This window comes from Dyella humicola (genome assembly GCF_026283945.1).
GTDB classification, from domain to species: Bacteria; Pseudomonadota; Gammaproteobacteria; order Xanthomonadales; family Rhodanobacteraceae; genus Dyella; species Dyella humicola.
In genome coordinates this window covers 133,198-145,784 of the sequence record NZ_JAPDPC010000002.1, presented here as the reverse complement: position 1 = coordinate 145,784, position 12,587 = coordinate 133,198, and the positions used below count along the sequence as shown (strand labels likewise).

Below are 12,587 nucleotides of genomic sequence, written 5' to 3'. Positions count from 1 at the left end.
TCGCTTGTTGATCCCGGGGGAGACACATGAAGAAGGAACTGGTGTCGTTCGAGGGCGTGCACTGCACCAACTGCGGCACGCCGATGCAGGGTGAGTTCTGCCACGAATGCGGGCAATCGATCCACGGCGTGCTCAGGCCCATGCATCACATGGTCGAGGACACGCTGGAAATGATCCTGCACGTGGATGGCCGCGTGGTGCATACGCTGCCGCCGCTGCTGTACCGGCCGGGTTTCCTCACCATGGAGTACTTCTCCGGCCGACGCCAACGTTACGTGCCGCCGTTTCGCCTGATGTTCGTGCTGTGCCTGCTGGCGTTCTTTCTCTGCCACCTGGCGATGGACAACCTCGGTTTCGTCAAATTCGACACTACGGCCAGCGCCGGCACTGCCGAGTTCGCCAAGGACAGCACGCCCGACGCGGTGCGCGCGCACTACGAGCAGCTACGCCAGGCCGGCGTGAAGGCCCCCGATGGCACCGCGCTGCAGGGCAAGGCATTGAAAAAGGCATTGTCGGTCGAGCGCGAGCATGCCAATCACCGCCTTGCCCAGCTTGGCGCGACGCCACTGGAAAACCAGGACGCCAAAGGCTGGATCCTGGAATCCCATCAGGTCCATCTGGACTGGCTGCCTGATGGCATGAATGCCAGCCTCACGCGCTCGCTCGCCCACGCAACGGCCAATGTGAAAAGCATCAGTGCTGGCGGTGAAGAAGGCGCCGAGGCTACCGAACGGGTGCTATCGGGCACGTTCGCCGTGCTGCCGCAGACGATGTTCCTGCTGCTGCCGATGTTCGCCCTGCTCTTGAAGCTGATGTACGTCTTCAAGCGCAGGCTCTACATGGAACACCTGATCGTGGCGTTGCACAGCCACGCTTTCATGTTTCTGGCGCTGCTACTGGGCATGCTGCTGCTTCTGCTGCGCAGCTGGCTGGTTCCTCATGCAGCGTGGGTGGGCCTGCCCTTGTCCTTTATCGGCTGGGCGCTCTTCGCATGGGTGCCTGTCTATCTGCTGATCATGCAGAAGCGGGTCTACCGCCAAGGCTGGTTCATGACCACGGTGAAATACCTGTTCGCCGGCTGGTGCTATGTATGGCTGCTCGCCTACGCGCTGGGATTCGCTGCGCTGTTGGGTTTTGCGCGCTGACGTCGACCGTTGCTTTGTGATTCCCATCACAGAAAATTGGCCCAGCGGCGCGGGTTTGCGGGCGGGCAGAAGGCTTCGCGTATGGGTTTTACACAGCGTCACATGGCTGTCAAGGCAAGTCTCATGCCTATGTCAGTTGTATGAACGCCAGCCGAGCAAGAATTTTAACTGCATGAATTTAAAAGGTATTTCATCATGGTTAAAACTTGCACAGAGCGTCGTGAACGCCGTTTTCATGCGCCTGAAGGCACTCCCTCAACGTTGCATCCACAGACTTATCCACAGGTGCTGTGGATAAATCGAAAAGACCCCTGCCAAGAGTCACTTAGCCTCGACTCCTAGATGACGAGGCAGCAACCCGACGCAAGCCCCGGACAGCGGACCATTCGCCGCCGCACGTGATGCTTGGTCGCATCATCCCGGGCCTCGAAAGGCCGGTTACACTGAGCCGCCACGAGGTGTTCATGCCCGCCGTCCTTCGCGTCGCCCTCCCGGTTCCGCTGCCGACCCTGTTCGACTACCTGCCCCCTGAAGCAGGCCAGGCGAGTGCGGGCAGCCGCGTGCTGGTGCCGTTCGGCAAGAGCACGGCGGTAGGCGTCGTGGTGGCGACGGAGGTGGAAACGACCGTCGGCCAGGCACGGCTCAAGCGGGCGCTACGCGTGCTGGACGATGCCCCCCTGCTCGACGCCGAGTTGATGGCCACCCTGGCCTGGGCCGCCGAGTACTGGCTTGGCGCCCCCGGCGAGGCGTACGCCAATGCGCTGCCGCTGGCGTTGCGCGAGGACCGTGCCCTTCCTGACACCCGCGAGGAAATGTGGGAGCTGACGCAAGCCGGTCGCAGTGCGCTCGATGCCGCCAGCCGCCGCGGCCGCAGCCGGGCACTGCTGGAAACGCTGGCAGCCGGGCCGCTGACTGCCGACGTGCTCCACGAGGCACTGCCCGGCTGGCGTGACGCAGCGCGTCGCTTGGCGGAAGCCGACCTGATCGCGCGGGTCGAATCCCGGCTCGCTGCCCATACACCCACCACGGTGGCGCCTGCCCTGAGCGGCGAGCAGCAGCAGGCCGTAACGACGATCGGCGCATCGCTGGGCCACTTCCAACCGTTCCTGCTCGATGGCGTCACCGGCAGCGGCAAGACCGAGGTGTATCTCGCGCTTATTGAACAGGTCATCGCGCAGGGCAAGCAGGCCCTGCTGCTGGTGCCGGAGATCGGCCTCGCGCCACAGACCGTGCGTCGGTTGCGCGAACGACTCGGCGTGTCGGTGCAGGTGCTGCATTCCAATCTGGCCGAAGGTGATCGCGCACGCGCGTGGCTGCGCGCCCGCACGGGTGAGGCCAAGGTCATCCTGGGCACGCGCTCGGCGGTGTTCACACCCCTTCCGCATGCCGGCTTGATCGTGGTCGATGAGGAACACGACAGCGCCTATAAACAACAGGAAGGTTTCCGCTATCACGCCCGCGATCTCGCCTTGTTGCGCGCGCGCGCGCTCAACGTGCCGGTGGTGCTGGGCTCGGCGACACCATCGCTGGAATCCCTGGCCAATGTAAAAGCCGGTCGCTACCAGTCGCTGCATTTACGGGCACGCCCGGGTGCCATCCGGCCGCCGCAGGTACAGATCGTGGACATGCGTGCGCAGCGGCTGGAACACGGCCTTTCGCCGGCATTGCTCGCCGCGGTGTCCGACACTGTGGCGCGTGGAGAGCAGGCGCTGGTGTTTCGCAACCGCCGTGGCTATGCACCGGTCTTGCTCTGCCACGCTTGTGGCTGGCATGCCGAATGCCCGCGCTGCGAACATCCGCTGACCTTGCATGCCGGCCGCCGCCAGCTGATCTGTCACCACTGCGATTACAGCTCACGCGTACCCGAGCAATGCCCTGCCTGCCAGGCACCTGATCTCAAGCCCCAGGGCCAGGGCACGGAACGACTGGAAGAGGCACTCGTCGCACGCTTTACCGACGTGCCGGTGCTACGCATCGACCGTGAGACCACGCGCCGGCGCGATGCGTTCGAGCAACTGCTGGAAGGGCTGCATGAGGATCGTCCCGCGATCCTCGTCGGCACGCAGATGCTGGCCAAAGGCCACGACCTGCCCAACCTCACCCTCGTCGCGATTGTTGGCGTGGATGAAGGCCTGCACAGTGTGGATTTCCGCGCCAGCGAACGACTCGCCCAACTGGTGGTGCAAGTCGCCGGACGCGCGGGACGCGCCAGCAAGCCGGGGCGCGTGTTGCTGCAGACCCATCATCCGGATCATCCCCTGTTGCGCCAGCTGCTCGCCCAGGGTTATGCCTCTGCCGCCAGCACCTTGCTCGACGAACGCCGCAGCATCGACCTGCCGCCCTACGGCCATCAGGTATTGCTGCGCGCGGATGCGCATCAGCGCGAACACGTGGATGCGTTTCTCGCCGACGCCAACGCCGCGCTGGCTGGCGCACCGTTGCAAATTGCCGGCCCGATGCCTGCCCCCATGCCCTTGCGCGCAGGTCGTCATCGGGGGCAGCTGTTGATCGAAGCCACCAGCCGTGGCGCCTTGCACGCCGTGCTTCGTCCCTGGCACCAGTCGCTGTGGCGCCTGCCTTCCGCGCGCCGCGTACGCTGGTCGCTCGACGTCGACCCCATCGATCTCTACTGAGCAAACACGCCAGGCAGCACAGCTTACCTATGCACCATGGACTCTTGCAGCGAGGCATCGCATGGACAGCAACAACGCAGGTTCTTCCTCGGCAGCACCTCACGTCGTGATTCTCGGCGGTGGCTTCGGCGGGCTGGCCGCGGCCCACGGGCTCGCTGACACCGAGGCTCGGGTCACCTTGATCGATCGGCGTAATCACCACCTGTTTCAACCCCTGCTCTACCAGGTGGCCACCGCCGGCTTGTCGGCGCCTTCCATCGCGGCGCCGCTGCGGCAGATCCTGCGCAAGCAGACCCATGTCACCGTCTTGATGGACGAAGCCCTGGCTGTCGATCTTGCGCAGCGCCGCGTTCGCTTGACCAGCGGCGAGTTGGGCTACGACGCGCTCATCGTCGCCACCGGCGCGACGCACGCGTACTTCGGGCATGACGATTGGGAAGCCCATGCTCCCGGGCTCAAAACACTGGACGACGCCTTCACCATCCGTCGCCGCGTGCTGCTGGCCTTCGAGCGGGCCGAGCGCGAGGACGACCCGGCACAGCGGCAAGCGTGGCTCAACTTCGTCGTTGTCGGCGGCGGCGCCACCGGCGTCGAACTCGCCGGCACGCTCGCTGAACTCGCCCGCCACACCTTGCCTCGCGAATTCCGTCGGGCCGATCCGCGCCAGGCCAATGTCCTGCTGGTGGAGGCGGGCCCGCGGCTCTTGCCCGCCTTCGATCCGGACCTCTCCGAAAAGGCGCGTCGGCAACTGCGCAAGCTCGGCGTCGACATACGGCTCGACACCGCCGTGACCGCCATCGACGGCAGTGGCGTCATGCTTGGTGATACGCCGTATACCGCACGCACGGTGCTGTGGGCTGCGGGTGTCGCCGCTTCACCCCTGGGCCGAATGCTGGGCGCGCCGGTGGACCGCGCGGGACGCGTGCAGGTACGGCCTGATCTCAGCCTGCCGGGTCATCCGGACGTGTTTGTGATCGGCGATCTTGCCAGCGTCACGCAGGAGAACGGCAAGCCGGTTCCCGGCGTGGCGCCCGCCGCCAAGCAGATGGGCCGTTACGTCGCCGACGTCCTGCGGGCACGTTGGCAGGGCACGCCGCTCACTCGCCCGTTCCGCTATCGCGACGACGGCGTGCTGGCGACCATCGGGCGCATGGCCGCCGTGGCGCAGTTTGGCCGCCTGAAGCTCTCCGGCCTGCTGGCATGGTGGGTATGGCTGCTGGCCCATGTGACGTTTCTGATCGGCTTCCGCAACCGGCTCGTGGTACTGCTGGACTGGGCTTGGTCGTACTGGACCTACCAGCGCCATGCCCGCATCGTCACCGGGTCCGATGAGCCATCCCGTGCACCGCGGCCCTTGCCTGATGACGAGTAGCGTGGAGAATCAACCTTTCACCCAGACGGAAATCGCCGTGTCTTCCCAACTAGAACAACTGCGTCAATACACCACCGTGGTCGCCGACACCGGCGACATCGAGGCTATCGCCCGCTACCGGCCGGTGGATGCCACCACCAACCCCTCGCTGCTGCTTAAAGCCACCGAGCTGCCGGCGTACGCGCCGCTGATCGACGAAGCCGTGGCTTGGGCCAAATCAAAGAGCCATTCGCGTGAGCAGCAGCTGGTGGACGCGGGCGACCACCTCGCCGTGGCCGTCGGCCGCAAGATTGTCGAACTGGTGCCAGGACGCGTTTCCACCGAGGTCGATGCGCGCCTGTCGTTCGACACGCACGCCACCATCGCCAAGGCTGAGCGCCTGGTCGAGCTTTACGCGCAGGCCGGCGTGCCGCGTGAGCGCATCCTGATCAAGATGGCGTCGACGTGGGCAGGCATCCGCGCTGCCGAGCAGCTGGAAAAAGATGGCATCCAGTGCAACCTCACCTTGCTGTTCTCGTTCGAGCAGGCAGTGGCCTGCGCCGAGGCCGGTGTGTTCCTGATCTCGCCCTTCGTCGGCCGCATCATGGACTGGTACGTCACCAATACGGCCACCAAGAGCTATGCGCCGGATGAAGATCCGGGCGTGCAGTCGGTGCGCCGCATCTATGCCTGGTACAAGGAGCACGGCTTCAACACCGTGGTGATGGGTGCGAGCTTCCGCAATATCGGCCAGATCCAGGCGCTGGCGGGCTGCGATCGACTCACCATCAGCCCCGATCTGCTGGAAAAGCTGGAACAGGATCAGTCGCCATTGGTACACGCGTTGAGCGACGACGGTGTGCGCAAGACCAGGCCCGCACCGATCAGCGAGGCTGCTTTCCGTTGGGGCCACAACGAAGACGCGATGGCCACCGACAAGCTTGCCGATGGCATCCGCAAGTTCGCCGCCGACCAGCGCAAGCTGGAAACGCTGCTGAACGGCAAACTGGGCTAAGCGCCAGGCACGACGTGAAACGGGCGGCACAGGCCGCCCGTTTCGCCACGCATCACTTCGTCGAGCTCATTATTTTTTGTTCCTGCGCAAGATGGTCCGGCGCCAGCTCCTCGCTGGACCAGCCACCGCCCAGCGCGCGCACCAGGCCCACGCTTGCGCGCAACTGGTTCGTCTGCAGGCTCAGCAGGCCCTGATGCGCATCCAATGCAGCAACCTGCGCCGTCACCACGTCCAGGTAACTGTTCGCACCCTGCTTGTAGAGGGACAGCGACAAATTGAGCGTGTGATCAGCCGCCTTGGTGGCCTCCTGCTGATCGACCATGGCGGTACCGAGATCCGTCAGCAGCGACTGGTTGTCTTCCACCTGCTGGAATGCGCTCAGCACCACGCCACGGTAGCGGGCGCCGGCCTCGTCGGTGGCGTGATGCGCGGCTGCCACCTGGGCTTTTCGGCGGCCACCATCAAACACATCCATCAGCAAGCTCGGGCCCAACGCCCACACCGCGCTGGGCGCGGTCAACAGGTTGCCCCATGCACCGCTGCCGAAACCGCCACCGGCGCTCAGGTTCAGGGACGGAAAGAAGGCCGAACGGGCGACGCCAATCTGCGCGTTCGCTGCCGCCGTGCGGCGCTCTGCGGCGGCTATGTCCGGGCGACGCTGCAACAGCGTCGACGGCAAGCCGACCGGAATCACCGGCAAATTGGGCAGATCGGTCTTCGCATCCAGCGTGAACGTCGAGGCCGACTGCCCGACCAGCACCGCGATCGCATGCTGCAGCAAGGCACGCTGCGCCTGCGTCTGCGAAAGCTGCGAGCGGGTCGATGACAACTGCGTCTGCGCGCGATTCACATCCAGCCCGGATACCGCGCCGCCGGCCTGCAGGGTCTTGGTGAGCTGCAGCGCGCGCTGGTAGGCGTCGACCGTTTTCTGCAGCAGATCGATCTGGCGATCCTCACCCACCAGCGACAGATAGCTGTCGGCCAGCTCCGCTTCGAGGCTCAGACGCACCGAAGCGAGGTCGGCCGCCGAGGCCTGCATGGAGGATCGGCCGGACGCCACGTTGTCGTGCACGCGGCCCCATAGATCGACTTCGTAGCTGGCCTGGCCGGTCAGCGAATAAGTGTTGTACCAGGCCGGCGACGTCGCGCCGCGCAGCGCACCATTGTCGGACTGACGATTGCGGATCGCACTCGCGCCCAGCGATACCTGGGGGAACAGGTCGGCGCGCACCTGGGCCAGGAAATCGCGTGATTGCTGGTAGCTGGCAAAAGCCGCGGCGAGATCGGCGTTGTGCGCCAGCAGCTGATCTTGCAGATCATCCAGGCGCGTATCGCCATACAATTTCCACCAGCCTTCCCGCGGCAATTGATCGGCCGGCGCGGCCGTGGTCCACGGGCCGCTGGGTTGGTACTGCGGCGCCACCGGCGCGTCCGGCACCTTGTAGGTGGGTGCCATCGAGCAGGCACCCAGGGCCAAGGTAGCCGCCACGGTGGCAGCTAAACTCTTAGGATTTTTCATGGGGCTTCGCCGCCGGCTGCGTGTTCTTGGCGATGCGGACCGGATCACCGACGGCCAGGCCATCGGGCGGGTTATCGATCACGCGATCAGTGGGCCCCAGGCCCGAACCCAGTTCCACCGTTTTACCGAAATCGCGACGGATGGTCACCGTCTTGAATTGCACATGATCGTTGGCATCCAGCGTCGCCACGTGCAGTCCCTTGTCGTCGAAGATCAGCGCTTCGGCGGGAACGCGTACACCTTGCGTGTCCGACGTCACGTTGAAGCTCACGCTGGCATAGCTGCTGGGCAGCAGGCGGCCGTCGGGGTTGTCGACCAGCAGCTGGACCAGGGTCGTGCCCGAGGTGGGCGCGATCGCCCGCGCATCCGCCTCGACCTTGGCGGTGAAGGTCTTGCCGGGATACTCCGGCACCGTCAGCGTGGCTTCGTCGCCACGATGGATGCCCGGTGCATAGACCTGCGGCACCCGCACATAGACGCGCAGCTTGCTGGTATCGGATATCGCGAACAGCGGCGTGCCACTGCCGCTGCTGTCGGCCGTGATCAAGGCACCCACGTCGGTGTTGCGCGCGGTGACGCGACCATCGAACGGAGCCAGGATGCGCGCATACGACTTGAGCGCCTTCAGGCGATCGACGTTGGCCTGTGCCGAATTCACCTGCGCCTGCTTGGCAGCGTAGTCGCCGTTGTATTGATCCACCGACTGCTGCGACACCGAATCGGAATCGGTGGCCCGCAGCTCCTGCCAGCGCTTGGCCGTGGTGGCGGCCAGCGCCGCGTTGGCGCGCGCACTGGCCAAGTCGGCCTGCGCCTGCAGCAGCTGCTGATCGAGATCCGGCGTATCGATCACGCCCAACAGATCGCCGGCCTTGACCTGCGCACCAATGTCCTTGTTCCAGGACTTCAGGTAACCGCTGGTACGCGCGTAGATCGGCGCATTGGTAAAGGCGTCCATCTGCGCAGGCAGCTCCAGCGGTGACTTGCCGTTGTTGGGCTCGGGCGTCGAGATGACGACGGTGGGAATCGCCTGCGCGTCAGTCCACTGACGCAGGCTGCGCGCCTCGGTCAGACGCGTGGCGACACCGATTACCACGATCGAGCCGAAGACAACGGCGGCGATCGCGGCGGCCAATCGCAGTCGGCGCGGCGACGGCGTCGACTCGGGAAGCGAAGTGAGATGCTCAGACATGGACAGGCTCTCCGGCAATGACGGCCGAATCAGGCGCGCGGCCACGCCGCGCGTGCACGATGGAAAAGACCACGGGAACGAAGATCAGCGTGGCAGTAGTAGCGAACAGCAGGCCACCGATCACGGCCCGGCCCAGTGGCGCGTTCTGCTCGCCGCCATCGCCCAGGCCCAGCGCCATCGGCACCATGCCGATGATCATGGCCAGGGCAGTCATCAGCACGGGACGGAAGCGCACGAAACCCGCTTCTCGCGCCGCCAGCGTGGCATCGCCGTGTTCGGCCAGGCGCTCTCGGCAGAAACTCACCACCAGCACCGAGTTGGCGGTGGCCACACCCATGCACATGATCGCGCCCGTCAACGCCGGCACCGACAGCGTGGTGTGCGTGATGAACAGGATCCACACGATGCCGGCCAAGGCCGCAGGCAGGGCGGTAATGATCACGAACGGGTCAGACCATGACTGGAAGTTCACCACGATCAGCAGATAGACCAGCACGATCGAGCCCAGCAGGCCGAACAGCAGACCCGAATAGGCATCGTGCATCGTCTGCACCTGGCCCAGCAGCGCGACGGTCGCGCCCTTGGGCTTGGACTTCTCGGTGTCATTGAGCACCTTCTGGATGTCGGCCGACACCGCGCCGAGGTCACGCCCCTGGGTGGTGGCGAAGATCTCCACCATCGACTGGATGTTGTACTGGCTCACGACGGTGTTGCTGTGCGAGCGAGAGAAATCGGCCAGCGCGCCAAGCACCTGCGAACTGCCGCCGTTCTTCGAGGTGATCGGCAGGTTGCCCAGCGAGGCCAGGGAATCGAGCTGGTATTGCGGCACCTGCGCCGAAATCGGATAGGTGACGCCGTTCTCGGGATTCAGCCAATAAGTCGGCGCAACCTGGGCGGTACCCGAAAGATCGGCGACCAGGCTGCTGGTGACATCGCCCTCGGTCAACCCAAGCAGCTGCGCACGCGTGCGATCCACCTTGATCTTGAACGCGGGCTCCGCCTGCGATTGCTGGATGCGCGCGTCGGCCACGCCGGGAATCTGGCGAATCTTGTTCAACAACTCATTCGCATAGACGAAGTTGGCGGACAGATGAAAGCCGCGAATCTGCAGGTCGATCGGCGCCGGCGAACCGAAGTTCAGGATCTGGCTGACGATATCGGCCGGCGGGAACGAGAACACCGTGCCTGGGAACATCTGCGGCAACTTCTCGCGCAGGATCTTCACGTACTCGGCGCTCGGACGGTGGCCTTCCTTCAACGAGACCTGGATGTCGCCATCCTGCTCGCCGATCTCGCCGGTGTTGTTGTAAATCGTGTTGATCGAACTGCTGTACTGGCCGATGTTGTCGATCATCGTCTCCACCTCGTCCGGCGGAATGATCTGTCGGATGGCCTTTTCCATGTCGGCAAACTGGGCTGCCGTCACTTCCACGCGCGAACCCACCGGTGCGCGCGCATGCACGATGATCTGGCCGCCATCGACGTCGGGGAAGAAGTTACTGCCCAGGCCCGGCAGCAGCACGAACGACGACACCACGAAGCCAAGGAAGCCGAGCACGAACACCTTGCGGTGCTGTAGCGCGAGGTTCAGCAGGCCCATGTAGCCGGCTCGGAAGCTCTCGAAACGGTCGACGAAGCCCCGCTGAAAGCGACCCAGCGCAGTTTTCGGCGGCGGCAGTGGCAAATGCTGGCCATGCTCGTCGGCGGTTGGCGGATGGGCCTGCAACAGGTACTTGGCCATGGTCAGTACCAACGTACGCGACAGGATGAAGGAGAAGATCATCGCGAAGATCACCGCCTCCGCCATCGGCACGAACAGATAGCGCGACACGCCCGGCAGGAAGAACATCGGCACGAACACGATGCAGATGCACAGCAGCGAGACGAAGGCCGGCACCACGATCTGCGCCGAACCATCGATGATCGCAGTGATCACATCCTTGCCCTGCTCCAGGTGCCAGTTGATGTTCTCGATGGTTACCGTGGCTTCGTCCACCAGGATGCCCACCGCCAGCGCCAGGCCACCCAGCGTCATGATGTTGAGCGTCTCGCCCATCGCCGACAGCGTGAACACCGAGCCCAGCACGGCCAGCGGAATGGACGTGGCGATGATCAAGGTTGAGCGCCAGCTGCCCAGGAACAGCAGGATCATCAAGCTGGTCAGTGCGGCCGCGATCACGCCTTCACGGATCACGCCATTGATCGAAGCGCGCACGAACAACGACTGGTCACCGATGGGCGTCACCGTCAGATTGTCCGGCAACGCGTCCTTCATGCTCGCCACCTTGGCGCGCTCGCCCGCGACGATCGCCAGCGTCGAGGTCGCACCGTTCTTCAGCACCGACAGCAAGGTGGAACGCACGCCGTCGACATGCACGATATTCGTCTGCGGCGGATTGCCGTCGCGCACGTGCGCGACATCGCGGATATAGATGGTGGTGCCATTGGCGATCTTGATCGGCAGGTCTTCCAGCTCCTGCACGCGGTCGGCCGCGTTGTTGAGATCCATCACGTATTCGTACTTGCCGATCTTCTGCGTGCCGATCGGGTTGATCTGCTGCTGCGCCGCCAGCGCATTGGCCACGTCCTGCGTCGACAGGCCGCGCGCCTGCAGCGCGGCGGGATCCACATCCAGCTGCACCTGGCGCGTCTTGCCGCCGAACGGGTACGGAATCGCTGCGCCAGGCACGGTCACCAGCTGCGGGCGCAGCAGGTTGAGGCCGAGATCGCCCAACTGCTGTTCGCTAAGCCCCTTGCCCGACAAGCCGAGCTGAAGGATCGGCACGGTCGAGGCGTTGTAATTGACGATCAGCGGGGGCGTCGCACCCGTCGGCAACTGTTTCAGCAGCGTCTGTGCAATCGCGGTGACCTGGGCGTTGGCCACGGCCACGTTCACGCCTGGCTGAAAGAAGATCTTGGTGATGCCGATGCCGTTGATCGATTCCGCTTCAATGTGCTCGATATCGTTGACCGTGGTGGTCAGCACGCGCTCGAACGGCGTATTGATGCGCCCCGCCATCTGGTCGGGCGTCATGCCGGTGAACTGCCATGCCACGGCGATCACCGGAATATTGATATTCGGAAAAATATCGGTCGGTGTGCGGCCTGCCGCCATGACTCCTGAAATCAGGATAAGCAGCGCGAAAACAACAAAGGTATAGGGTCGCGTAAGCGCGATCCGGACGATGCCAAGCATACGGGGGGACTTCCGTGCGCGAAATGATGCGATGCGGCAAATTTTCGCACGCGGATGATCTAAACGGTGGCCCGCGCGGATGAAGATAATTTCATGTTGCCCGAGGGCTTCGCTTTTTTTCTGGGCGACGTCGTCGCCAGGTTGCGCGTGACGCCCCTCTTCTCCCCTCCGGGGAGAAGGTTGGGATGAGGGGCAGGTGCTTGCGATATCGCGACAACCGAGCCTCTCCGCCAGCTTGCCGCTTACGCAGCGGGCGTTTCGACCGTCTGCCGACGGCCGAGTCACTTTTCTTTGCTGGCCCAAAGAAAAGTAACCCAAAGAAATGGCCTGACAGGCTCTTAGCATGATGAGGGATACAAGCCATGGGGGCTGCGGCAAGCCGGAGACGTGGCGTGCTACCTCGTGGATTACGGCTATACCGCGGGGCGCCGTGGCGCTGAGGGGGCGCAGCGCGCCGCGACATACAATCCTGGCAGCCTGAGGCAACCGGCTCGGTGACGCGCTGCCGAGGGACAGCGGCTACACCGCGGGGCGGCGTT

7 protein-coding genes are annotated in these 12,587 nt (G+C 64.4%); 4 read left to right on the top strand and 3 right to left on the bottom strand.

All coding sequences use genetic code 11. The annotated features are described in order from the left end of the window. The first annotated feature begins 26 nt into the window (after nucleotides 1-26). The 4 genes from OUZ30_RS15340 (at nucleotide 27) to tal (ending at nucleotide 6,144) form a co-directional block, all read left to right on the top strand. The gene (locus tag OUZ30_RS15340; protein WP_266183305.1) at nucleotides 27-1,145 is read left to right on the top strand and encodes a DUF3667 domain-containing protein; all 1,119 of its coding nucleotides are present in this window, start codon (nucleotides 27-29) and stop codon (nucleotides 1,143-1,145) included. Nucleotides 1,146-1,609: 464 nt separating this feature from the next. Further along, complete coding sequence (locus OUZ30_RS15335; protein WP_266183304.1) at nucleotides 1,610-3,778, top strand: primosomal protein N'; 2,169 nt, start codon at nucleotides 1,610-1,612, stop codon at nucleotides 3,776-3,778. A gap of 61 nt (nucleotides 3,779-3,839) precedes the next feature. Further along, nucleotides 3,840-5,150, top strand: coding sequence for an NAD(P)/FAD-dependent oxidoreductase (locus tag OUZ30_RS15330; RefSeq protein WP_266183303.1), 1,311 nt, complete (start codon nucleotides 3,840-3,842; stop codon nucleotides 5,148-5,150). 37 nt (nucleotides 5,151-5,187) lie between these two features. Further along, on the top strand, nucleotides 5,188-6,144 hold the full coding sequence (tal, locus tag OUZ30_RS15325; RefSeq protein ID WP_266183302.1) for a transaldolase: 957 nt from the start codon (nucleotides 5,188-5,190) through the stop codon (nucleotides 6,142-6,144). A 52-nt stretch (nucleotides 6,145-6,196) separates the two neighbouring features. Here tal and OUZ30_RS15320 read toward each other — a convergent pair whose 3' ends face one another. From OUZ30_RS15320 to OUZ30_RS15310, 3 genes are read right to left on the bottom strand one after another with little or no spacing between them, the layout of a single operon-like run. Further along, nucleotides 6,197-7,663, bottom strand: coding sequence for an efflux transporter outer membrane subunit (locus OUZ30_RS15320; RefSeq protein WP_266183301.1), 1,467 nt, complete (start codon nucleotides 7,661-7,663; stop codon nucleotides 6,197-6,199). Further along, nucleotides 7,650-8,852, bottom strand: a complete 1,203-nt coding sequence (locus OUZ30_RS15315) for an efflux RND transporter periplasmic adaptor subunit (protein WP_266183300.1) — start codon at nucleotides 8,850-8,852, stop codon at nucleotides 7,650-7,652. Before OUZ30_RS15315 ends, OUZ30_RS15320 begins: the two co-directional genes overlap by 14 nt. Continuing rightward, nucleotides 8,845-12,048, bottom strand: coding sequence for an efflux RND transporter permease subunit (locus OUZ30_RS15310; protein WP_266183299.1), 3,204 nt, complete (start codon nucleotides 12,046-12,048; stop codon nucleotides 8,845-8,847). The genes OUZ30_RS15315 and OUZ30_RS15310 overlap by 8 nt, the downstream gene beginning before the upstream one ends. Nucleotides 12,049-12,587 lie beyond the last annotated feature (539 nt).

What these genes read in the sequence shown, in the direction of transcription:
- OUZ30_RS15330 (WP_266183303.1), top strand. Translation starts at nt 3,840, where the DNA reads ATGGACAGCAACAACGCAGGTTCTTCCTCGGCAGCACCTCACGTCGTG.
- OUZ30_RS15340 (WP_266183305.1), top strand. Translation starts at nt 27, where the DNA reads ATGAAGAAGGAACTGGTGTCGTTCGAGGGCGTGCACTGCACCAACTGC.
- OUZ30_RS15335 (WP_266183304.1), top strand. Translation starts at nt 1,610, where the DNA reads ATGCCCGCCGTCCTTCGCGTCGCCCTCCCGGTTCCGCTGCCGACCCTG.
- OUZ30_RS15310 (WP_266183299.1), bottom strand. Translation starts at nt 12,048, where the DNA reads ATGCTTGGCATCGTCCGGATCGCGCTTACGCGACCCTATACCTTTGTT.
- OUZ30_RS15315 (WP_266183300.1), bottom strand. Translation starts at nt 8,852, where the DNA reads ATGTCTGAGCATCTCACTTCGCTTCCCGAGTCGACGCCGTCGCCGCGC.
- OUZ30_RS15320 (WP_266183301.1), bottom strand. Translation starts at nt 7,663, where the DNA reads ATGAAAAATCCTAAGAGTTTAGCTGCCACCGTGGCGGCTACCTTGGCC.